This window comes from Breoghania corrubedonensis, assembly GCF_003053845.1.
GTDB lineage: Bacteria > Pseudomonadota > Alphaproteobacteria > Rhizobiales > Stappiaceae > Breoghania > Breoghania corrubedonensis.
Genome location: NZ_QAYG01000001.1, coordinates 1,693,423 through 1,714,895, shown reverse-complemented (window position 1 = coordinate 1,714,895; position 21,473 = coordinate 1,693,423). Strand labels below are relative to the sequence as shown.

Below are 21,473 nucleotides of genomic sequence, written 5' to 3'. Positions count from 1 at the left end.
ACGGCGCCATTTCTTCAGCTACGTTTGCCATTGCGCATAATTGTTACATGGAATAACAATATTGGCGTGGCGGACGGGAGGAAACGGATCCGCCGATATATGGACGCCAAGCAGGGAGGGCGACGTGTCCAGGGCACTTCAGGCCATTGCCGAGCCGGATTTCCGGCTCGAGGATTATCGCGACGTCGAACTCGCGGAGCTTTCCGTCACCGTGGAGGAGCGCGGCGACGGGACCATCTACGTCCACCCCAGGGGTGAAATCGGCCCTTATCCGGCAAAGCTCACTGCGCGGCTCGACCATTGGGCGCAAGCCGCCCCCGAACGCACCTTCATCGCCATGCGCGACCCGCAAGCCGGCGGCGCATGGCGCGAGGTCTCCTATGCCGAGACGCGCCGTCTGGTACGCAGGATCGCGCAAGGGCTGATCGATCGCGGACTTTCGTGCGACCGGCCGGTGGCCATCCTGTCGGGCAACGACATCGAGCACGCGCTGCTGGGCCTTGCCTGCCTCTATGCCGGCATTCCCTATGCGCCGATCTCGCCGGCCTATTCGATCCTTTCCACCGACCACGCGAAGCTGCGCCACATCATCAACCTGCTGACGCCGGGTCTCGTCTTCGCCGCCGACGGCGCGGCGTTTGCCCGGGCGATCGACGCGGTCGTGCCGCCGGATGCGGAGGTCGTGGTGACGCGCAACCCGCATGCCGGCCGCGCAACGACGCTGTTCGCCGGACTTGCGGAGCGGCCCGAGACGCAGGCTGTCGACGCCGCGCACGATGCGGTCGGGCTCGACACGATCGCAAAATTCCTGTTCACCTCCGGCTCGACCGGCTCGCCCAAGGGCGTCATCAACACCCAGCGCATGCTGACCTCGAACCAGGTGATGCTGAACACCGTTCTGGCCTTCATGAAGGAGGAGCCGCCGGTCATCGTCGACTGGCTGCCCTGGAACCACACCTTCGGCGGCAACCACAATGTCGGGCTGGTGGTTCATAACGGCGGAACGCTCTATATCGACGAGGGAAAGCCGATGCCGGGCGGCATCGAGGAGACGGTGAGGAACCTGCGCGAGATCTCGCCGACCGTCTATTTCAACGTGCCCAAGGGCTACGAGGCGCTGGTTCCCTACCTTCAGGACGAACCGCAGCTGAGGGAGAGGTTCTTCGCCCGCCTGAAGCTCAACTTCTTTGCAGGCGCGGGGCTTTCCAAGCCCGTGTGGGATGCGCTGGATGACATATCCGTCGCTCAGACGGGCAAGAAGATCGTCATGCTGACGGGGCTGGGCGCCACAGAGAGCGCGCCGTTTGCGCTGTCGTGTGCGCCGGAGACGACGGCGTCGGGCCATGTCGGCGTGCCGGTGCCGGGACTGGAACTGAAGCTCGCCCCCGTCGACGGCAAGCTGGAGGCGCGCCTCAAGGGCCCCAACATCACGCCCGGCTACTGGCGTGACAAGGTCAACACCGCCAAGGCCTTCGACGAGGAAGGCTACTACAAGCTGGGCGACGCGCTGAAGTTCATCGACCGGGCGCGGCCCGACATGGGTTTCCTGTTCGATGGGCGGGTGGCGGAAGACTTCAAGCTCGCGACCGGTACATGGGTCAGTGTCGGCCCGCTCAGGGCGCGCTTCCTCGATCATTTTTCGCCCTACGCCCGCGACGTGGTGATCGCCGGGCTCAACCGCGACGACGTGACGGCGATGATGTTTCCCGATCTCGACGCCTGTCGGCGCCTGGCATCGGCTCTGGGACGCGATGCCGGGCCCGCCGACATCCTGCGCCATCCCGCGCTTCGGACGGAATTCGCATTCCTGCTGAACGCCATGGCGCGCGAGGCGACGGGCTCCTCGACCCGCATCCGCCGGCTGCTGGTCCTGAAGGAGCCGCCCTCCATCGACGCGGGCGAGGTGACCGACAAGGGCTCGATCAACCAGCGTGCGGTGCTGGCGCGCCGCGAGGCGCAGGTGGAGGAGCTTTATGACGAGCCCTGCCCCGCACACGTGATCGAGATCGGGTGAAGGGGGACTTTTCGGGAAGGGCCGCCATCTGTTTTTGAAGGGTGCCCCCGCTTCTTCTTCAAGAATGCGGCTCACCCTGCACCTGAGCCACCGCCCCAAAATAGCGACGCCCACGCCGTCGCCGGACAAATACCGAATTCGCGGCCGCGGCCGCACATGACGTCAAGGAGATACCCATGGCCGCAGGCCTTTGTTCGACCTTTTCCGATGCCTGGCTGCTCGACGGCGCGCGCACGCCGTTCGTCGACTACAATGGCGATCTCGGCCTGATCTCGCCCATCGATCTCGGCATCAAGGCAGGCCGTGCGGCGCTGGAAAAGGCCGATATCGACCCGGCCGACATCGGTACCGTCGTGTGCGGAAACATGGCGCAGGCGAGCTACGACGCCTACATGCTGCCGCGCCATGTCGGGCTCTATAGCGGCGTACCGGCAGACGTGCCGGCCCATCTCGTCCAGCGGGTGTGCGGCACCGGCATCGAGGTGGTGATGCAGGCAGCCGACACCATCTCGCTCGGCCGCGCCGAGGCCGCTCTGTGCGTGGGCGCGGAATCCATGAGCCGCAACCCCATCGCCGCCTACACCCATCGCGGCGGCTTCCGCATGGGACAGGTCGATTTCAAGGACTTCCTTTGGGAAGCCCTGCTCGATCCCGCCTGCTCCTGCACCATGGGCGACACGGCGGAAAACCTCGCCAAGCGCTACCAGATCACCCGCGAGGAGGTGGACGCCTTCGCCGCGCAATCGTTTGCGCGCGCGATTGCGGCCCAACGTTCCCGCTTCTTCGACGAGGAGATCGTGCCGGTGACGTCCGAGGTCTTCGCGCTCGATGGCTACAACGACCGGGGCATTCGCCTGCCGCGCAAGGTGGAGGCGGTCGAAGCCGACAGCCATGTACGGCCCTCGCCGATCGAGGTGCTGGCGAAGATCCGGCCGGCCTTCGGCGGCGTGCAGACCGGAGGCAATTCGTCGGCCGTGGTGGATGGCGCGGCGGGCGCAATCGTGTGTTCGGGCGCGTATGCCAAGAAGTCCGGCAAGGCCCCGCTGGCGCGCATCGTCGCCGGCGTGTCGCTCGGCGTGCCACCGGAGATCATGGGCATCGGACCCGCACCGGCCATCGCCCGGCTTTCGGAACTCACCGGCGTGGCCATCTCAGACATCGACCGTATCGAGATCAACGAGGCCTTCGGGGCGCAGATCCTTGCCTGTATCCGCGAGCTTGGGCTCGACGAGGCCAGGGTCAACGTCAACGGCGGGGCGATCGCCATCGGCCACCCGCTGGGCGCGACGGGGGTGCGGCTGTCGCTGACGCTTGCCCGCGAACTGAAGCGCTCCGGCGCACGCTACGGCGTGGCATCCGCCTGCATCGGCGGCGGCCAGGGAATTGCGATGCTGGTGGAGAACGTGACGGCGGTGAACTGAGGGCGGGCAAGGTCTGAGTGACCGCCACCGCCCTGAGCGAAGGGCCCCCCACCCACAACCCGGATCCCGCCTTACGCGGTGACCGGCATCGGGCGGATGAATTCCATCAGCACGCGGTAGGGCACCAGCAGCGTGATGGAAACCAGCATCTTCACCGAAAAGTCGCCGATGGCCCAGGAGATCCAGCGCGGAGCCTCCACCGAGAGGAGCCCCAGCAGCGGAGCCTGGCCGGTGGCGAAATCGTCGCCGTGGCCAAGGAAGGCAAAGGCCAGCGAAAAGGCGATGGAGAAGAACACCACCGTATCAAGCACCGACCCCATCAGCGACGAGGCGAACGGCGCCTTCCACCAGGAAAGCCGGCGCAGGCGGTTGAAGACGAAGATGTCGAGAAGCTGCGCCACCAGGAAGGCGGAGCCCGACGCCAGCGCGATGCGCGGGTTCGACAGCGCGACCGACAGCACCACGGCGACGCAGAAGCCGACGAACACCACCCGGCGCGCGGCCGCAGGCCCGAAGCGGCGGTTGGTGAGATCGGTCACCAGAAAGGCCGCCGGATAGGTGAAGGCGCCCCAGGTGAGCAGATCCGCGAGATCGTAACCACCAACGGTGAAGTGGAACGGATACTGCACCAGAATATTGGACGCGAGAACCACAACGGCCATGGCGACGACACCAAGCGTCAGGGAACGGGCCGAAAACGGTTGCAACTGGGCCATGGGAACAGACCTTCGTCAGAACATGCAAATACGGCGCGCGCCGCTGGTATGGGCGCCCGCCGTAAAGCGAATTAGCTTGGCAGAGGTCTGGCCGGAGCGCCCTTGCGCGACCTGCCACCGACCTTGCCACGGGGTCCCGGCGCCCGAATCGGGGCGCCCGGTTCCGAACACTTAGGCCGTGACAGCCTGCTGCTTGCGCTTGATCTCGCGCTTCAGCTGGGCAGCTTTCAGCGAAAGCTCTTCGGTCTTGGCCTTGGCCAGGAACGCGTCGAGGCCGCCGCGATGTTCCACCGAACGCAGGGCGTGGGCGGAAATGCGCATGCTGACCGAACGGCCGAGCGCTTCGCTGATGAGCGTGACATTGCACAGGTTCGGCAGAAAGCGGCGACGCGACCTGTTGTTCGCGTGGCTGACATTGTTGCCGGACATCACGTCCTTGCCGGTGAGTTCGCACCGTCGGGCCATGGGAACACCCTTTTTTGTCTCTGCGCGCGAAGCCGCTCGCGCGACCCGCAATGATCTCGTCCAAGCCGGGAAAGTCGGCTGAAGGTTCAGGCTCCGGATTGGCCGCGTCGCCCATTGGGCGACTGGAGCGGACGTCAAAGTCCAGCTCGCCATGTCCGGCCTGTCGGAAAGTCGCCCCGGTATAGTGACCCCCCCCCGCGGCGTCAAGACCGAATGAGCGGCCGAAACGAATTGGTGGCAATCGCCTCTTCTTCGCCGTCTTGTTAAGATTCCAGTTACCATGTCAGGGAACAATCGGTACTTCACGGGCTGCTTCGCGACAGATGCCTCGAGGTTAATGCCTATTCCGTAAAATTTGCGGACAGAGTACCCTGGCGGGGCGCCGCCCGTTCGGAGGATTCGAGCGTGTTCAGGAATCTCGATCGCATGACCGTTTCCAAGACCGCCACGAACGCGAGACCTCGCAGCCGCGCGGCCGCAATCGGCGCAACGGCGCTGGTTTGCGTGTCTGTCGCAGCGCTGCCCCTCTCCGGGCTTGTCGCCTCCCGGCCCGCCGATGCGGCGCAGCGCGGAGCCACCATCGGCGCGCTCTATGACATTTCCTTTTCCGGCCTGACCTTCGCCAAGGGCGAATTGTCGGTCCAGCTCGATGGCAACGCCTACGAGGCCCGCGTGGGAATGCGCACGTCCGGTCTCGTCGGCGTGTTCGTACCCTCCAAGTCGAACGCCGAAAGCACCGGCCGCCTGCGCGGAAGTCACGTGGTGCCGACCAGATACGCCATGATCTCCAAGGAAGCCGATCTCTCTTCCAAGGTTTCCATGGATATGGGGCGCGGCGACGTGCGCGACCTCGCGGTGACCCCGCAACTGAAGAACCGGCCCGACCGCATTCCCGTCACCCGTAGCCATCGCCGCAATGTGGTCGATCCGCTTTCGGCCGCGCTGATGCCGCTCTCGAGCGGATCGAACGGGCTCTCGCCCAATGCCTGCGACCGCCGCATCCCGATCTTCGACGGCTGGCAGCGCTACGATGTGCAGCTTTCCTACCGCCGCACCGAGGACGTTTCGGGCCGTGGCTATGACGGACCGGTCGTCGTGTGCGGCGCGCGCTGGATTCCGGTCGCCGGCCATCGTCCGGACAAGCGCTCGGTCAAATACATGGCCGCCAACAAGCACATCGAGATCTGGCTGGCCCCGGTGGCCAACGAGCCGCTGCTCGTGCCCTACCGCATCTCGCTCAGGACCATGAGCGGCGATATCGTCGTGGAAGCGCGCAAGCTCACCCTGCCCGATCACGAACGCAAGCAGGCGGCGCGCTGAAGCGCCGCAGCCGGCAGGCCGCCTGCGGCATGGCCGGCCGCTTCATCGAGCCCGAAACGCACTTCCGCTGGCGCCGGCGGCTCGCCCGTTGGCCTTAACCGACACGCATGGCTTGTATTTCGTGCCCGCTTGACACAAATGGTTCCTGCGGCCAGTGTCGCGCCGCGTCGCGCACCCTGCCCCGCGCGTCTGAGCGCAAGCGTGTGACCTGGCTCGTCCACGTCGCGCGGCGGGCGGAGTTGTGCTGCATCTCGTTTCTCGATGACGGTTCCTGACGCCTGATACGGGCACGGGTGCCGGCAGGGGCCACGGAGCCCGGATCCTCCACGAGCGGAAAGTTTGATGCGTAGCTATCTGGAATTCGAAAAACCGATCGCCGATCTGGAAGGCAAGGTCCAGGAGTTGCGTACGATGAGCGGCGATGACGCCGTCGATGTGGACGAAGAAATCGCCCGGCTGGAAACAAAGGCCAATCAGGCGCTCAAGGACATCTATTCCAAGCTCACGCCCTGGCAGAAGACGCTGGTCGCCCGCCACCCGGACCGCCCGCACGCCGCGGACTACATCGATCAGCTGATCGAGGACTTCACGCCGCTGGCCGGCGACCGCAAGTTCGGCGAGGATTCGGCGATCGTGACCGGCATAGGCCGCTTCCGCGGCCAGCGCGTCGCCGTCATCGGCCAGGAAAAGGGCCATGACACCCAGTCCCGCCTGAAACACAATTTCGGCATGGCACGGCCCGAGGGCTACCGCAAGGCGGTGCGCATCATGGAGATGGCCGACCGTTTCGGACTGGCCGTGATCTCCTTCGTCGACACCGCCGGCGCCTATCCCGGCATCGGCGCGGAAGAGCGTGGCCAGGCGGAAGCAATCGCGCGCTCCACCGAGGCATGCCTGAAGCTCGGTGTTGCCAATGCCGCGTTGATCATCGGCGAGGGCGGCTCGGGCGGCGCCATCGCGATCGCCTCCACCAACCGTGTCATCATGATGGAACACTCCATCTACTCGGTGATCTCGCCGGAGGGCGCTGCTTCCATCCTGTGGCGCGACAGCGCGCGGGCACAGGACGCGGCGACCAACATGAAGATCACCGCCCAGGACCTGATCAAGCTCGGCATTATCGATGAGATCGTCGAGGAGCCGTTGGGTGGCGCGCACCGGGACCCGGGAACCGCCATCGCCAAGGCCGGAGAGGCGCTCGAACGCGTGCTCGGCGAATTTCACGGTCAGTCAGCCGACGCAATACGGCAACAGCGTCACGAAAAATTCCTGGCGATCGGCCGGAACCTGTAACGCGTCATCATATCGCCGGATTCAAATACAATTCAGCCTGCTGAAGGCGGCGGCCTCGCCGTCGGCGCGCTCCCTTTCACACGACCGTGATGTCGGCGAAAGAAACGCCGGCGCTTGGTCCGCGCGCGCACTGGTTTGTGCGGACACGGGATCACGCAAGCCCCGACCGACCGGAATCATCGCCAGATCTCGTCGCTGGATGCCCTTGCGTCGGATCTCGCCCGGTTCTTCCGATCGATATAATCTTTGCGAAGTCGTAAACCTTTGCGAAAGGTTAACGAAATAGTATCGAAGCGCAGTATGAGATTTCGATGACGGGAACGCCGCGTCAGGACGATGCCGGCGCATTCGGTCAAAGGGCACGGTCCAGGCCCCTCCCGAGCAGTGGGTCTGCACGCCGGCCACGCCGGGAAACCCGTATCGGATCAGGACGTTGTAACGCGTATCGCCATAGCAGGGCGCAGGCCCTGGCGCAGCCCGAGGCAACGGCCCGGGCGAAATTTGAGGTGGACACATGTCTGCTCTTGAGAGTTTTGACGCTGGCGGACCGCAGGCCGATCGGGCCGGGTTCGCGACGCACGCCATCCGCCGCCGGGTGATCACGGTGCTGCGCGGCGCGGTGGTCGCCGCCGGACTGATCGCGCTGGCCGGCTGCCAGGCCGATGAACTCGGTTATGGCGCCAAGGCCGAGCGGCCGCTTTCCCATGAGATCAAGGCCGACATGGCCGCCAAGAAGATGAAGCCGTCCGACCCGATTCTGGTCCGGCTGTTCAAGGAAGAATCGAAGCTGGAGGTGTGGAAGCGGACCAGTTCCGGTCGCTACGCGCTCTTGAAGGATTACGACATCTGCAAATGGTCGGGAAAGCTCGGCCCGAAGAAGAAGGAAGGCGACCGTCAGGCGCCGGAGGGCTTCTACACGATCCGCCCCGCGCAGATGAACCCGAACTCGTCCTATCATCTCTCCTTCAACACCGGCTATCCCAACGCCTATGATCGCGCCTATGGGCGCACCGGCTCCAACCTGATGGTACATGGCGCCTGTTCCTCGCGCGGCTGCTACGCGATGACGGATGAACAGATCCAGGAGATCTATTCGGTGGCGCGCGAGGCTTTCAGGGGCGGTCAGCGCGACTTCCAGTTCGAGGCCTTTCCCTTCCGAATGACGGCGGAGAACATGGCCCGCCACGCCGACGACGAGAACATGCCGTTCTGGCGCATGCTGAAGACCGGCTACGACCATTTCGAGGTCACCCACAAGGTGCCGAAGGTCGACGTGTGCGACAAGCGTTATGTTTTCGACGCCCAGCCCGAAAGTACCGATGCGCGTTTCGTCGCCACCGCTGCCTGCCCGGCCTACGAGGTGCCGGAACCGCTGCGCCTTGCGGTTGCCGCCAAGGAGAAGGCGGACGACGAGAAGACGGCGATGATCGTCGCCAAGCTCGAAAGGCAGCGCGAGCGCGAAAAGGAATGGAAGAACGGCGACACCGCCATCGCCAAGCTCTTCGGGCCCGGCAACGAGGCCGGCGAGACGCCGCGCGGCGCCAATACCGCCCCGGTCGACGCCAAGGGACAGGTTCCGGTGCTGGCTTATTCCACGCCCGAGAGCACCCCAGCCCCGGGAGCTCCCGTCCCCGCGGCCAACCCCGAACGTGACGATGTCGCGACAGTCGACACCGACACCAGGAAAGGCGGGTTCTTCTCCAGTCTGTTCACCGGAGAGGACCGCCGCGCCAGCTCGCCCGTGGCCCCGGCTTCGGAACGCCCGGCGAACGCCCCCTTGCCGAAGGCCGCGCTCGAACCCGCCGCCACCGCACAGGTCCCCGCGACCGCCGGCTCCGAGCCTGCACCGAGGCCAAAGGAAGTGGCGGCCGGGACCGATCAGAAAGCCGACGGCGCCGGTTCCAAGGTGTCCAAGTTGGTCTCGCGCTGGTTCAGCTTCGGCAAGGACGAGAACTAGAGTCTGGCACCGTAACCTCCGACCTGGCCGACGGTTTCGGACTGCTGATTTTCGTGCTGCTGGTTTTGAGGACTTGCGCAACAGGCACAACGTCCCCCTGAGGAGCCCGCATCAGCGGGCACCCGAAGGATGGGCCGCGCGCACCGGCCTTTCCCCTGTGCCTTGCCACCGCCGCTCACCCTCACAACGGCCAGAACACCAGGATCGCCGGAACGGCGGTACACACGATGAGGATTTCGAGCGGCAGGCCCATGCGCCAGTAGTCGGAGAAGGCGTAGCCGCCCGGACCAAGAATCAGCGTGTTGTTCTTGTGGCCGATGGGCGTGAGAAAGGCGCACGACGAGGCCACCGCCACCGCCATCAGGAACGGGTCGGGACTGACGCTCAAACTGCGCGCGATATCGATGGCGATCGGCGCGCCGATAACCGCGGTCGCGGTGTTGTTGAGCACGTCCGACAGCGTCATGATCACCACCATCAGCACGAACAGGATGACGGCGGCCGGCAGGCCTTGCGTAAGATCGACAATGCCGTTGGCGATCAGCGTCGTGCCACCCGACTTCTCCAGCGCCAGCCCCAGCGGGATCATCGACCCGAGCAGCACCACGACCGGCCATTCGATGTGATCGTAGACCTCGCGGATCGGCACGATATCGGAGGCGACATAGAGCGCCACGACAAAGCCAAGCGCGATCGGCAGCGGCAGGAGCCCGAAACTCGCCGCGACGAGCGCGATGGCGAAGGTCACGACAGCACCCGCCGCACGGCGGTGCTGGGTTACGCCGATGCCGCGAGCGGCAAGCGGCAGCGCGCCGAGCCAGCGTGTGACGTCCGCCAACCGGTCGGCGGAACCGTAAAGCAGCAGGATATCGCCGGCGCGGATCGTCAGCCGGCCAAGGCGCTCGTAAAACCGCTGGCCGTGGCGCGACACGCCGAGCAACGTCGCCCCCTGCCGTCGCAGAAGCTGGACGCCGAGCGCGGAGCGCCCGTCGAGCCGGCTGTCGCGCGGCACGACGACTTCCGCCAGCCCCATGCCCTCGCCCGTGGCCGATCCGGTGCGCTTGTCGCCTGCGACCTCCAGCTTGGCCAGCCCGCGGAACTTGTCGATCCCCTCCGGCCCGGCCTCCACGATCAGCACGTCGCCGGGCTGGATCTCGACATGACGGTTGGAGGCGGAAAACCGTGTCTTGCCGCGGGCCAGCCCGATTACCGCGACATTGGCCTCGTCCGTTTCCTCGCCGAGATCGCCGAGCTTGCGGCCAATGAGCTTGGAATCCTCGCCCACCACCAGTTCGGCGATGTAGTCGTCAAGATCGAACAGGCTCTCCTCGCCGCCGCCTTCGCGCACGCGCGTCGGCAGGAGCCGCCAGCCGATGAAGGCGACGAAGGCGACGCCGACAACGGCGCACACGAGCCCGACGGGCGCGAAATCGAACATCTTGAAGGGCGCATCGAGCGTGCGCGCGCGTATTTGCGAGATGATGATGTTGGGCGGCGTGCCGATCAGCGTGACCATGCCGCCGAGGATGGTTGCGAATGCCAGCGGCATCAGTGTGAGCCCCGGCCCACGGCCCGCCTTGCGCGCGGCCTGCAGGTCCACAGGCATCAGGAGCGCCAGCGCGGCCACGTTGTTCATGAAGGCCGACAGCACAGAGCCGATACCGCCCATCATCGCGATGTGCCCGGCAAGCCCCCTGCCCGTTCCCGACACCTGCCGGGTGATGAAGTCGACCGCGCCGGAATTGACGAGCCCGCGCGAGACCACCAGCACCAGCGCGACGATGATGGTTGCCTCGTTGCCGAACCCGGCGAAGGCGTCATCGACCGGCACGGCACCAACCGCCACACCGATGAGCAGAGCGGCGAAGGCGACGAGATCGAACCGCCAACGCCCCCACAGCATCAACGCGAAGACGCAGAAGAAGATGGCGAACAAAGCTGCCTGATCGAAGGTCATGAAAAATCCGGGGTGCGGTAATATCGGCACACGATAGTCGATGTGCGGGAGGCGTGGAACCGGCGATGCGGCCGGGCTCTGACATCAAGTCGGATGGCGCGCGTTTGGTTCCCAGGCAAGGCGGAGAACCGGTGTTGTGCGAGCCGGGCCGCTGTACGGGGCTGCCTGACGGGGATCTTTGCGGGGGTCTTTGCGGGCCGTCTCGAAGGACGGACGCCAACCTGTTTTTGCCCCTCAGGCCCAGATCGCCATCCTGAGGCCTTTGGCGTCGCGTTCGAAATCGTGCGGGAACGCCTGCGCCTCGCCCTTCCAGATGCGTTCCGCGATGACCGCGTTGACGGCGGCATCGACGAGATCGTCCGCACCGACCCCGGAGGGGCGCGGCTGGCGCCAGAATGAGGCCGGAAAGCCGTGACATTCCAAAAGCGCCTGGCGCTGCTCTATGCCGGGCATGGAGCCTTCGTTGCGAATCTTCTTCGGCAAGCTCATCTCCGTCCCGCCGTTCAACCGCCAGAAACCGAGTTCGGGATGGACCTCGTAGACGCGCGCTTCCAGCTCCGGCGTCATCAGCGCGTCGATCTCGCGGATCTTTGGAAAAAGATTGAATGCCTGCTTCGACACCTTGCGCGGCGGTTCTGACGTTGCGAGCGCGACGCGGCAGGCCTCCCGATAATCCTCGCACATGACAGATGCGCGGGCAGGCAGCGAGAAGACGGAAGATTGCCTCGCGCCCAGATGCCGGCGGACGTGCCGTTCCGGCCCACGGCCACCGAGACCGGACCGCCCGGCGAGCCCGATCGGCATGTCGACGGCGAAAACAGCCGGGGCGGGATCGAGCGCCAGAAGACCGGAGAAATTCCCCAACAGTGCAATGCGCGGTGCGGGATCAGCGGCACCGTTGCGCAGCACCGCGACCCAGCCGCCGGGGCAACCGTCTACGCCCGCAACGAGCGGGCAGGCAGAGCCCTCAGGCACGCCCCGACCGTTCGATGATCCGCCGGGACGTCACCATCGCCATCGGTTTCACGATTGCCTGCTGATATTCGCTCAGAAGCTGCTCGTCCGATCCCGCCTTGGCGCTGCGCGCGGCCATTTCGAACGTACCCGACACGGCCTTGGCCAGCGCCGCCTCGTCGTCCGCCCCTTCGAGCAGTTGCGCCAGAAACAGCGCCGCGAGCAGATCGCCGGTGCCGTGCGGGACGCCATCCACTTCCGCATGTTCCACTGCGAAGGCGCCCTTCGGCGTGGCAAGCAGCGTGGAGAGCGACTTCTTGCGAAGCGCCGGAGCGGACGAAACCATGACGCGGGGCGCCGGCAAGGTGCGCGCGGCGGCAAGCGTCGCGGTCTCCGTATCGACCGGCCGGCCGGAGAACCATCCAAGTTCGAAAAGGTTCGGCGTCAGGACGTCGGCGCGCGGCATCAATTCGTTCTTCTGCGCGTCCACCGTCTCCGCCGGCACGTAGAGATTGCCCTCGTCGCCGATGATCGGATCGCAGAGATAGAGCGCATCCGGATTGCGCTGCTTGACCGCGGCAACCAGCCGCCCGAGCGCGGCACCTTCGTGCGCGGCGCCGAGATAGCCGGTGAGAACCGCGCCGACCTCGCCCAGCCAGCGCGAGCCGATCAGATCGTCGACCATGCTGGCGAACGTCACCTCGTCGGGGATGAGCCTTGTGGAGGGGCCGTATTTCGGGTTCCAGCCGAGCAGGATCGTCGGCAGGTGCCAGACGCGGAAGCCGAGGCGTTCCAGCGCGAAAAGCGTGGATCGGCCGCCCACCGCCCCGCGCACCACCTGCGAGGTGGCGACGATGATGGCGGGCTTCTGTCGGGCGGGGGTATCGGGATTTGCCGGGGTATTAGCTGTGTCTGTCATCTCTTCCCGCATTCATGCGGACTTTGCGGCCGGCCGGCGTTCGCCGGGGCCGAAGCGGTTCTCGATATAGTCGAGCACCATTTTCTTGAATTCCGCCGCGATGCCGGGTCCGTGCAGCGTGACGACCTTCTTGCCGTCGACAAAGACCGGCGCGGACGGGGTCTCGCCGGTGCCCGGCAGCGAAATGCCGATATCGGCATGCTTGGACTCGCCCGGCCCGTTGACGATGCAGCCCATCACCGCGACGTTGAGCGCCTCCACGCCCGGATACTGCTCGCGCCAGATCGGCATGTTGTCGCGAATGTGATCCTGGATGTCGCTGGCAAGCTCCTGGAAGACGGTCGAGGTCGTGCGCCCGCAGCCCGGACATGCCGCGACGACGGGAACGAAAGCCCTGAAGCCCATGGTCTGCAGGAGCTCCTGCGCCACCTGCACCTCGCGCGTGCGGTCGCCGCCGGGCTCCGGCGTCAGCGAGACGCGGATCGTGTCGCCGATGCCCTGCTGCAGCAGGATGCCCATGGAGGCGGCGGACGCCACAATGCCCTTGGTGCCCATGCCGGCCTCGGTCAGCCCCAGATGCAACGCGTAATCGCAGCGCCCCGCCAGATCCGCGTAAACGGCGATCAGGTCCTGCACATTGGAGACCTTGGCCGACAGGATGATCTTGTCGCGCCCCAGCCCGAGTTCTTCCGCGCGTTCGGCCGACAGCAGCCCGGAGCGGATGATCGCCTCGCGCGTAACCGCGGCGGCCGGCACCGGCCGCGCGCTCACCGCGTTCTCGTCCATCAGGTGGGTGAGCAGTTCCTGGTCGAGCGAGCCCCAGTTGACGCCGATGCGCACGGGCTTGTCGTATTTCAGCGCGATATCGATGATCTGCGAGAATTGCGTGTCGCGCTTGGCGCGAAACCCCACATTGCCGGGATTGATGCGGTACTTGGCCAGCGCCTCGGCGCAAGCGGGATGATCGGCGAGCAGCTTGTGGCCGATATAGTGAAAGTCGCCGATCAGCGGCACATCGATGTTCTTCAGCATCAGCCGGTCGCGGATGTGAGGAACGGCTGCGGCGGCCTCATCGCGATCCACCGTGATGCGCACCAGCTCCGAGCCCGCGCGCGCCAGAGCCGCGACCTGGGCGACGGTTGCTTCCACATCGGCTGTATCGGTATTCGTCATCGACTGCACGACGACCGGGGCATCTCCGCCCACGGTGACGGAGCCGACCTTGACGGCGACGGAGTGACGACGGGGCTTGAGCAGGGCGGAATGGGTCATCGCCGAAAGCGGTCTCTCGGATTTTTCAAAGGGCGCGGCGCGTTCAGACGGTCAACTAGGGCGCAACACCGGGTGCGCTAGTCTTCTAATGCAAATCGCATGAAAGCGAAATCCGCAGGACAGACGATTTGAGAGACGCAGCCTCCGCGTATCATCGCGTGCCTTGCGCTTCGCCCTCGCTCTCCCCGGCGGCAACGCATCTGGCGCAGAGCCCGCGGATCTCCAGCACCGAGCGGCGCGGCTCGAAGCCGGCCTGCGCGGCGATGGCCGCGATGGGACCGGCAAGGTTCGCCGAGGTGACCTCGCCGGCGGCACCGCACTTGTCGCAGAGCAGGAACACCACCTCGCCCCCCTGGTGGACATGGCAGCACGCCACATAGGCGTTCCGGCTTTCGATCCGGTGGACCAGGCCCTGCCCGGAGAGGAAATCCAGCGCGCGGTAGATGGTGATCGGCGCCGGTCGCGGGCCCTCATCGGCCAGGCGGTCGATAATATCGTAGGCACTCGCGGGAACATGACTTTCCAGAAGAGCCTCCAGAACCCGGCGACGCTGGGCCGTGAAATTCACGCCGCGCTCGGCGCATGTCGACTTCGCCCGTTCCAGAGCCCCGCTCTCGCAGGTCGTATGGTCATGATCTTCATGTTCAAACACGGCAAGCGGTCCTTGTATGGTTCCGTCCCTGTGATCGAGCCGCCGTCACGACCGGGTACCTTCCATTTGCCAATACACCGAATGCTTAGCACGGGAGGGAACTTCAGACCATGCGGCGGGTTCATCGCTCGGGTGCGGGTCTGTCCCGCACCTGGCTGACGCAGCGTATTCTTGTTGCACCGCATCAATGCCCCAAATAAGTGTTCTTGCGGAACTTCGCCACCTTCCAGGCGCCTTGAAGGTTGCTTTGGTAGCAGGTCGCGGCTGCAAACGTCATCGACACGAAATTTCAGGAGATTGATTGATGTTGAAGAACAAGACGGCTCTCGTCACCGGCTCCACCTCCGGTATCGGTCTCGCTTACGCCCGCGCGCTTGCGGCCGAGGGCGCGAATGTCATCATCAACGGATTCGGCGACGCCGACGCCATCGAGAAGGAACGGTCCGGGATCGAGGCCGAATTCGGCGTCGCCTGCCGCTATTCCGGCGCCGACATGACAAAGCCCGACGAGATCGCGGCGATGATCGCCGACGCGGAGACCGAATTCGGCGCGCTCGACATTCTCGTCAACAATGCCGGCATCCAGTACGTTTCGCCGGTGGACGAATTTCCGGTGGCGAAATGGGATCAGATCATCGCGATCAACCTCTCCTCCGCCTTCCACACCATCCGTGCCGCGCTGCCCGCGATGAAGAAGAAGGGCTGGGGCCGGATCATCAACACCGCGTCCGCCCACGCGCTCGTCGCCTCCCCCTACAAGGCGGCCTATGTTGCGGCCAAGCACGGTATCGCCGGGCTGACCAAGACGGTCGCGCTGGAAGTGGCCGAGGCCGGCATCACGGTCAACGCCATCTGCCCGGGCTATGTCTGGACGCCGCTCGTCGAGGCGCAGATCCCCGACACGATGAAGGCACGCAACATGAGCGAGGAAGAGGTCAAGAAGGACGTTCTTCTCGCCGCCCAGCCCACAAAGAAGTTCGTCACCGTCGACCAGGTGGCGGCGATGGCCATCTTCCTGTGTTCGGACGCCGGCTCATCGATCACCGGCTCGCTGATGTCGATGGACGGCGGCTGGACCGCGCAGTAACGCACGTCAAGCGGCCCTTTCCCGTCATTTTGACGGAAAGGGGCCCGCCGGGACGGAAACCGCGATTTCGGATCTACGCCAATCGTGAGCGTCCGCACGCCTCAGGGCGTCACCACGATCGTGGTGTTCGCGGAGCCATACTGCTTCACCAGATCGAAAAGCTTGCGGGCATTGTCCGGGTGAAGCCGGATGCAGCCGTGCGAGGCGGGGCGGCCGAGATGGCCGATCGCGTTCGTGCCGTGGATCGCAAAGCCATGGTAGAAGAAGACCGACCATGGCATCGGCGAGTGATGGTATTTCTTGGAATAGTAGCGCTCGTACATCCGCGTCGGACGGAACGTACCCGTTGGCGTGCGGTAACCGCGTCGCGCCGTGGAAACCTTCCAGGAATAGCGCTTCCAGCCGTTGACCGTCACCTTCATCCGCTGATCCTTGAGGCTGATGACGGCGGTGACCCGCGCGACCGCCGCGTTGGTCACGGGCCCGGCACCCGCAGGCGAAGCAAATCCGAAAAGCGCGGCCACGACGGCCGCCACGACGAGCAGCCGTTTCAATTTGAACATCTATCCCTCCCAGCCCGGGATTCGTGAGATCACCAGTAAAGGCGCTGGACGCCAAGATTGCAAAGACTTGGTTTTCCAGAGACGGCCGGACAATCGGGAGAAACCGGCCGAGACCGGACCTCGCGTCCTGATCAGGCAGGCAAATCGTGACGCGACGCGCAAGCGCATTGTCACGAAGAGCCCTTCGTCGCATCATATCGCCGCTACGGAAAACGAGGCCCTTGGCGCCACGACGCCTGCGGCGGGCCTCTTGTGCGAAACCAGGAAGACGAGGACGGCATGATCGGCAAGACGATAGCGGCAGGGCTCGTGGCGATCGGGCTTGCGGGGATCTTCGCGCCCGCCACAGCGCAGGCGGAACGTGTCTCGCACTTCAAGATCGGCAACTGGGACGGCGGTGCCTACACCCATTCGAAGACCGGCGCCTTCAGCCATTGCGCCGCCTCCGCCAGCTACCGAAGCGGCACGACGCTGATCTTCTCCATTTACACCGATCTCAACTGGGCCTTTGGCCTCGTCAACAACACCTGGAAGCTCACGCCCGGCCAGACTTATCCGGTGCGCTACTGGGTCGATCGCGGTCGCGATTTCGTCGGCAAGGCGGAGGTGGTATCCGAACATCAGGTGAAGGTGCCGCTTCCGGCCAGCGACAGGCTGTTTGCGCAGGTGCGCCGCGGCCGGCTGCTTTCCGTGCGCGCGGCCAACGACACGATGACGTTCTCGCTCACCTCCACCAACCGGATGCTGTCGCGGCTGTTCGAATGCGCCCGCTACTGGCGCAATCGCGCGCCCGCAGCGCAGAGCAACCCCTTCTCCAACGACGGCGGATCTTCCAACCCGTTCTCCGGCGACGAGAAGAAGGAGGACAGCGGCAATCCCTTCGCGGCGCCCGAAGAAACGTCGCTCCAGCCAGGAGGTGACGCGCCGCGGATCACACAGATCGGCGCGCGGAGCGACTGACCGGGCGAAAGGCGTCCGACCTTCGCGAACACCTCTTGCCAACCGCCTCGCCGAAAACACTTTCCATGCTAGACTGGCGAACCGGTTCGTGGTGATTCCGCCAGAACGGTCCGGCGTCGATTCGCGTGACCGCCTGGCCCATCGGGCCATCCCCGACCCGGCGCCACGCCGATCCGCAACCCATTCAGGATACCCCGGAACCGCCGCATGAGCCTCGCCCGCGATATACCGCTGCTGCGCCAGGTGCCGCTTCTGGGAGAATTTTCCGACGAGCAGCTCCGTCTTCTGGCCTTCTCCGCTGAAAATGTTGTCGCCTCTCCCGAGGATGTGATCTTCCGTGAAGGCGAGCGCTCGGATGCGAGCTACGTGATCGTCTCCGGCAAGGTGGCGCTTCGCGCCCCCACGAGGGCGGACAGGAAAGACGGCGGCAACACCGGGGATGTCGCCACCTTCGGTCCCGGCACGCTGCTGGGCGAGATGGCGCTTCTGATCGAGACCAAGCGGCCGAACACGGCCGTGGCGATCGAGAAGACGGAGATGATCCGCATCCGCCGCGCGCTCTTCAAGCGCATGCTGCAGGAATATCCCGACATCGCCCAGGCGATGCATGCAAGCCTTGCAAGGCGCCTGCAGATGACCACGGGTGAATTGCTGAAGGTGGCCGACTCGCTGGACGCGCTGAACCTCATTCCACTCACCGAAAAGCGCAAGTAGTCCGGGCGCATTGCCAGCCGGGTTTCCGTCCGCGCCGGCATTCATGCCGCGTGCGCCCGCGCGCGCTCCCCGCATCGCGGGTCCGACCGTCTCGGCGCGCCGAAATGTATACATACTCATCCCGAGAGCTCTCGAAACGCCGCATGACACCCTTGATCGAAGCCTCCCGACCGCACTTGCCGTTGCGTCGTGCGTCCGGTATGTATACAATTATGGGATGCCATCGAAGTTTGGGAGGAGTTCATGGCCGAGGGAGAAAAGCGGTTTCCGCTCAATGCCTGGTACGCGGTCGCCTGGGATCACGAGATCCGGCGGGAGCTGTTCGCACGCACCATCTGCAACAAGCGCATGGTGTTCTACCGCAAGGCGGACGGCACGGCCGCCGCGCTCGAGGATGCCTGCTGGCACCGGCTTCTGCCGCTGTCGAAGGGACGGATCGAGGGTGACGAGGTCGTGTGCGGCTATCACGGCCTGAAATTCAACGGCCACGGCCGCTGCACCTTCATGCCTTCGCAGGAAACCATCAACCCGTCGGCCTGCGTGCGCGCCTACCCGATCGTGGAGCGTCACCGCTTCATATGGGTGTGGCCCGGCGACCCGGCGCTTGCCGATCCCGCGCTGGTGCCCGACCTGCACTGGAACCACGATCCCGCATGGGCCGGTGACGGCAAGACCATCCAGGTCAGGTGCGACTACCGGCTGGTCGTCGACAACCTGATGGACCTGACGCACGAAACCTACGTGCATTCGTCTTCCATCGGCAACGAGGCGGTGGCCGAAAGCCCCTTCGACGTGACCCACGGCACCCGCACCGCGACCGTCACCCGCTGGATGGAAGGCGTGGAGCCGCCGCCCTTCTGGCGCGGCCAGCTGGGCAAGCCCGGCGATGTCGACCGCTGGCAGATCATCCGCTTCGAGGCACCCTGCACCATCGCCATCGACGTGGGCGTGGCGCCCGCCGGCACCGGCGCGCCCGAAGGCGACCGCAGCCAGGGCGTCAACGGTTACGTGCTCAACACCATCACACCGGAAACCGACCGCACCTGCCACTATCACTGGGCCTTCGTGCGCAACTACCGGCTGAGCGAACAGATGCTCACCACGCAGCTCCGCGAAGGTGTCTCCACCATCTTCCGCGAGGACGAGCTGATCCTTGAGGCGCAGCAGCAGGCCATCGACGAGAACCCGGACCGCGAGATCTACAATCTCAACATCGATGCCGGGTCCATGTGGGCGCGCCGGCTGATCGACAGGATGATCGCCGACGAGGCCGATCCGGCCCTGCAGGCGGCGGAGTAGCGGAAATGGCGGCGGGGCAAGCGGACGCGACCCGGGGCAAGGCGACCTCGCAGACGGTGAAGGCCCTGCTCGCGCTTCGCGACCTGATCCTTTCCGGCGAGCTGAAGCGCGGCGAGCGCATCGCCGAACTTTCCGTCGTCGACCGGCTCGGCGTTTCGCGCACGCCACTGCGCATGGCGCTGGTGCGGCTGGAGGAGGAAGGCCTGCTGGAGGCGCTTCCCACCGGCGGCTTCATCGTCAAGGCCTTCACCGAACGCGACATCTTCGACGCGATCGAGACGCGCGGCACGCTTGAAGGTCTCGCGGCACGCTTTGCGGCCGAGCGCGGGGTCACCACGATCGGGCTCTCCGCCTTCCACCGCTGCCTTGCAGATCTCGACGAGCTGATCGGCCGGGGCAAGCTGTCGGAAGATGATTTCTCCGATTATGTCGATCTCAACGAGCAGTTCCACGAGATGATCCTGGCCGCCGCCGACAGCCCCGTGCTGGCACACCAGCTGGAACGCGCCAGCGCCCTGCCCTTCGCCTCGCCTTCCGGCTTCGTGATGGCCCAGGCCGTGCTCCCGGAGGCTTTGAAGATCCTCACGATCGCCCAGGACCAGCATCGCTGCGTGGTGGAGGCGATCGAGGCGCGCGAGGGAGGACGGGCCGAAGCGCTGATGCGCGAACACGCGCGGCTCGCCAAGCGCAATCTGATCCTGGCGCTGCGCGACCGGGCTTCTTTCCAGCTCGTGCCCGGCGCGGCGCTGATCCGTCAGCACGGGGCGGGGTGAAGGACCCGAGACGTCGGGAGCACGCGAAGTCGGCGCTATCACCGGGGTGAATGCGGGAAGGGATGCAGGCCACCGCCGCGCCGCACACGATCATCAACACCGTTTGGGAGGACGGTCATGCGATTTCAGCTTCACTGGGAGGACGCCGTCGTCACACGCGTCCGCGACATCACGCCGACGGTGCGCGAGTTCCTGATCGCGCCCGCATCAGGCAAGGCGCAAAGCTACGCGCCCGGCAGCCATATCAACGTTTCCGTGCTGATCGCGGGTCAGCCCGACACACGCAGCTATTCGCTCGTTGGCACGCCTGAACCCGGCCGTTACCGCATCGCGGTTCGCAGGCAGCCGGAAAGCCGGGGCGGCTCGCGCTACATGTGGAGCCTGGCAGAAGGCGCCCGGATTACCGTATCCAACCCGCACAACCTTTTCGCGCTCGACTATGATCGCCCGCAATACCTGCTGATCGCCGGCGGCATCGGCATCACGCCACTCCACTTCATGGCACAGACGCTGAAGCGCCGAGGCGCCGATTTCCGCCTCGTCCATGCCGCCCGTTCACGCACCGACCTCGCCTTCGCCGATGAATTGCGCGAAACGCTGGGCGAACACCTGGAAGTGCGGACCGACGACGACATGCCGCTCGATCTGGCCGAGGAGATCGGCCGGCTTTCGCGCGACGGCGATCTCTACCTGTGCGGACCGATGGGCATGCTGGAGGCCGCGCGCAAGATTTGGGCGAGGACCGGACGTCCCGCCGCATCCCTGCGCACGGAGACGTTCGGCTCCTCCGGCCATGCCGCGCCGCAGGAGTTCACCGTGAGGATTCCCAATCTGGGGGTGGAGGTGAGGGTACCCGAAAACCGCTCGATGCTGGAGGCGTTGGAAGCGGCCGGCATCGACATGGTGTCCGATTGCCGGCGCGGCGAATGCGGCGTGTGCAAGGTGAAGGTGCTCGCCAGTGACGGTGTGATCGACCATCGCGACGTGTTCTTTTCCGCCGAGGAACAGGCCGACGGCGAGCACATGTGCCCGTGCGTCTCGCGCGTTGCGGGCGGGTCGGTCACGGTGGACACCTGGTACCGGCCCGACGAGGTGTCCGAAGCCGCCGAATAAGGCGGGCAGCCGGAACAATCCGCA

General features: G+C 65.5%; 19 protein-coding genes. 11 read left to right on the top strand and 8 right to left on the bottom strand.

Annotation, left to right across the window (positions count from 1 at the left end):
• The first annotated feature begins 124 nt into the window (after positions 1-124).
• Together C8N35_RS07580 and C8N35_RS07575 are read left to right on the top strand one after the other, a co-directional pair.
• On the top strand, positions 125-2,014 hold the full coding sequence (locus C8N35_RS07580; protein ID WP_245926690.1) for a feruloyl-CoA synthase: 1,890 nt from the start codon (positions 125-127) through the stop codon (positions 2,012-2,014).
• A gap of 176 nt (positions 2,015-2,190) precedes the next feature.
• Entirely contained in the window at positions 2,191-3,435 is a 1,245-nt protein-coding gene (locus C8N35_RS07575) for a thiolase family protein (protein WP_107988904.1), read from the top strand.
• A 71-nt stretch (positions 3,436-3,506) separates the two neighbouring features.
• On the opposite strand, the gene C8N35_RS07570 is transcribed toward C8N35_RS07575, so the two are convergent.
• Positions 3,507-4,151 (bottom strand): queuosine precursor transporter, encoded by a 645-nt coding sequence (locus C8N35_RS07570; RefSeq protein ID WP_107988903.1) that lies wholly within the window; start codon positions 4,149-4,151, stop codon positions 3,507-3,509.
• Positions 4,152-4,322: 171 nt separating this feature from the next.
• A complete protein-coding gene (rpmB, locus tag C8N35_RS07565; RefSeq protein ID WP_107988902.1) occupies positions 4,323-4,616 on the bottom strand; it encodes a 50S ribosomal protein L28 in 294 nt (97 codons plus the stop codon).
• A gap of 426 nt (positions 4,617-5,042) precedes the next feature.
• On the opposite strand from rpmB, the gene C8N35_RS07560 reads away from it, so the two are divergent.
• The 3 genes from C8N35_RS07560 to C8N35_RS07550 all read left to right on the top strand — a co-directional run bounded on the left by C8N35_RS07560 (position 5,043) and on the right by C8N35_RS07550 (position 9,186).
• Positions 5,043-5,936: a DUF3108 domain-containing protein gene (locus tag C8N35_RS07560; protein WP_107988901.1), complete on the top strand. Its 894-nt coding sequence runs from the start codon at positions 5,043-5,045 to the stop codon at positions 5,934-5,936.
• Between the two features lie 342 nt (positions 5,937-6,278).
• Positions 6,279-7,229, top strand: coding sequence for an acetyl-CoA carboxylase carboxyltransferase subunit alpha (locus tag C8N35_RS07555; protein ID WP_107988900.1), 951 nt, complete (start codon positions 6,279-6,281; stop codon positions 7,227-7,229).
• Positions 7,230-7,743: 514 nt separating this feature from the next.
• Positions 7,744-9,186 carry a L,D-transpeptidase family protein gene (locus tag C8N35_RS07550; RefSeq protein WP_107988899.1) on the top strand — a complete coding sequence of 481 codons (1,443 nt, stop codon included), beginning with the start codon at positions 7,744-7,746 and terminating at the stop codon, positions 9,184-9,186.
• Between the two features lie 181 nt (positions 9,187-9,367).
• Here C8N35_RS07550 and C8N35_RS07545 read toward each other — a convergent pair whose 3' ends face one another.
• The 5 genes from C8N35_RS07545 to C8N35_RS07525 all read right to left on the bottom strand — a co-directional run bounded on the left by C8N35_RS07545 (position 9,368) and on the right by C8N35_RS07525 (position 14,940).
• Positions 9,368-11,143: an SLC13 family permease gene (locus C8N35_RS07545; RefSeq protein WP_107988898.1), complete on the bottom strand. Its 1,776-nt coding sequence runs from the start codon at positions 11,141-11,143 to the stop codon at positions 9,368-9,370.
• 234 nt (positions 11,144-11,377) lie between these two features.
• Positions 11,378-12,118 (bottom strand): DUF429 domain-containing protein, encoded by a 741-nt coding sequence (locus C8N35_RS07540; RefSeq protein ID WP_107988897.1) that lies wholly within the window; start codon positions 12,116-12,118, stop codon positions 11,378-11,380.
• The gene (gene pdxY / locus C8N35_RS07535; protein WP_107989157.1) at positions 12,111-13,016 is read right to left on the bottom strand and encodes a pyridoxal kinase; all 906 of its coding nucleotides are present in this window, start codon (positions 13,014-13,016) and stop codon (positions 12,111-12,113) included. The genes C8N35_RS07540 and pdxY overlap by 8 nt, the downstream gene beginning before the upstream one ends.
• 12 nt (positions 13,017-13,028) lie before the next feature.
• Positions 13,029-14,288 (bottom strand): flavodoxin-dependent (E)-4-hydroxy-3-methylbut-2-enyl-diphosphate synthase, encoded by a 1,260-nt coding sequence (gene ispG, locus C8N35_RS07530; RefSeq protein ID WP_107988896.1) that lies wholly within the window; start codon positions 14,286-14,288, stop codon positions 13,029-13,031.
• 151 nt (positions 14,289-14,439) lie between these two features.
• The gene (locus tag C8N35_RS07525; RefSeq protein ID WP_245926689.1) at positions 14,440-14,940 is read right to left on the bottom strand and encodes a Fur family transcriptional regulator; all 501 of its coding nucleotides are present in this window, start codon (positions 14,938-14,940) and stop codon (positions 14,440-14,442) included.
• Positions 14,941-15,244: 304 nt separating this feature from the next.
• Here C8N35_RS07525 and C8N35_RS07520 point away from each other — a divergent pair, with 304 nt between their 5' ends.
• Positions 15,245-16,027, top strand: coding sequence for a 3-hydroxybutyrate dehydrogenase (locus C8N35_RS07520; protein WP_107988894.1), 783 nt, complete (start codon positions 15,245-15,247; stop codon positions 16,025-16,027).
• 101 nt (positions 16,028-16,128) lie between these two features.
• Here C8N35_RS07520 and C8N35_RS07515 read toward each other — a convergent pair whose 3' ends face one another.
• A complete protein-coding gene (locus tag C8N35_RS07515) occupies positions 16,129-16,590 on the bottom strand; it encodes a L,D-transpeptidase (RefSeq protein WP_107988893.1) in 462 nt (153 codons plus the stop codon).
• A 279-nt stretch (positions 16,591-16,869) separates the two neighbouring features.
• Between C8N35_RS07515 and C8N35_RS07510 the strand changes: the two genes are divergently transcribed.
• The 5 genes from C8N35_RS07510 (at position 16,870) to C8N35_RS07490 (ending at position 21,449) form a co-directional block, all read left to right on the top strand.
• Positions 16,870-17,550 (top strand): hypothetical protein, encoded by a 681-nt coding sequence (locus C8N35_RS07510; RefSeq protein ID WP_107988892.1) that lies wholly within the window; start codon positions 16,870-16,872, stop codon positions 17,548-17,550.
• Between the two features lie 207 nt (positions 17,551-17,757).
• Positions 17,758-18,264: a cyclic nucleotide-binding domain-containing protein gene (locus tag C8N35_RS07505; RefSeq protein WP_107988891.1), complete on the top strand. Its 507-nt coding sequence runs from the start codon at positions 17,758-17,760 to the stop codon at positions 18,262-18,264.
• 243 nt (positions 18,265-18,507) lie between these two features.
• Positions 18,508-19,563, top strand: a complete 1,056-nt coding sequence (locus C8N35_RS07500; protein WP_107988890.1) for an aromatic ring-hydroxylating dioxygenase subunit alpha — start codon at positions 18,508-18,510, stop codon at positions 19,561-19,563.
• A 5-nt stretch (positions 19,564-19,568) separates the two neighbouring features.
• Entirely contained in the window at positions 19,569-20,336 is a 768-nt protein-coding gene (locus tag C8N35_RS07495) for a GntR family transcriptional regulator (protein WP_107988889.1), read from the top strand.
• A gap of 117 nt (positions 20,337-20,453) precedes the next feature.
• Complete coding sequence (locus C8N35_RS07490; RefSeq protein ID WP_107988888.1) at positions 20,454-21,449, top strand: PDR/VanB family oxidoreductase; 996 nt, start codon at positions 20,454-20,456, stop codon at positions 21,447-21,449.
• Positions 21,450-21,473 lie beyond the last annotated feature (24 nt).

Bases quoted from the DNA above. Each gene is read 5' to 3' on its own strand.
- C8N35_RS07520 (WP_107988894.1), top strand. From the start codon at position 15,245: ATGTTGAAGAACAAGACGGCTCTCGTCACCGGCTCCACCTCCGGTATC.
- C8N35_RS07560 (WP_107988901.1), top strand. From the start codon at position 5,043: ATGACCGTTTCCAAGACCGCCACGAACGCGAGACCTCGCAGCCGCGCG.
- ispG (WP_107988896.1), bottom strand. From the start codon at position 14,288: ATGACCCATTCCGCCCTGCTCAAGCCCCGTCGTCACTCCGTCGCCGTC.
- rpmB (WP_107988902.1), bottom strand. From the start codon at position 4,616: ATGGCCCGACGGTGCGAACTCACCGGCAAGGACGTGATGTCCGGCAAC.
- C8N35_RS07510 (WP_107988892.1), top strand. From the start codon at position 16,870: ATGATCGGCAAGACGATAGCGGCAGGGCTCGTGGCGATCGGGCTTGCG.
- C8N35_RS07555 (WP_107988900.1), top strand. From the start codon at position 6,279: ATGCGTAGCTATCTGGAATTCGAAAAACCGATCGCCGATCTGGAAGGC.
- C8N35_RS07505 (WP_107988891.1), top strand. From the start codon at position 17,758: ATGAGCCTCGCCCGCGATATACCGCTGCTGCGCCAGGTGCCGCTTCTG.
- C8N35_RS07550 (WP_107988899.1), top strand. From the start codon at position 7,744: ATGTCTGCTCTTGAGAGTTTTGACGCTGGCGGACCGCAGGCCGATCGG.
- C8N35_RS07495 (WP_107988889.1), top strand. From the start codon at position 19,569: ATGGCGGCGGGGCAAGCGGACGCGACCCGGGGCAAGGCGACCTCGCAG.
- C8N35_RS07575 (WP_107988904.1), top strand. From the start codon at position 2,191: ATGGCCGCAGGCCTTTGTTCGACCTTTTCCGATGCCTGGCTGCTCGAC.
- C8N35_RS07545 (WP_107988898.1), bottom strand. From the start codon at position 11,143: ATGACCTTCGATCAGGCAGCTTTGTTCGCCATCTTCTTCTGCGTCTTC.
- pdxY (WP_107989157.1), bottom strand. From the start codon at position 13,016: ATGACAGACACAGCTAATACCCCGGCAAATCCCGATACCCCCGCCCGA.
- C8N35_RS07515 (WP_107988893.1), bottom strand. From the start codon at position 16,590: ATGTTCAAATTGAAACGGCTGCTCGTCGTGGCGGCCGTCGTGGCCGCG.
- C8N35_RS07570 (WP_107988903.1), bottom strand. From the start codon at position 4,151: ATGGCCCAGTTGCAACCGTTTTCGGCCCGTTCCCTGACGCTTGGTGTC.
- C8N35_RS07490 (WP_107988888.1), top strand. From the start codon at position 20,454: ATGCGATTTCAGCTTCACTGGGAGGACGCCGTCGTCACACGCGTCCGC.
- C8N35_RS07500 (WP_107988890.1), top strand. From the start codon at position 18,508: ATGGCCGAGGGAGAAAAGCGGTTTCCGCTCAATGCCTGGTACGCGGTC.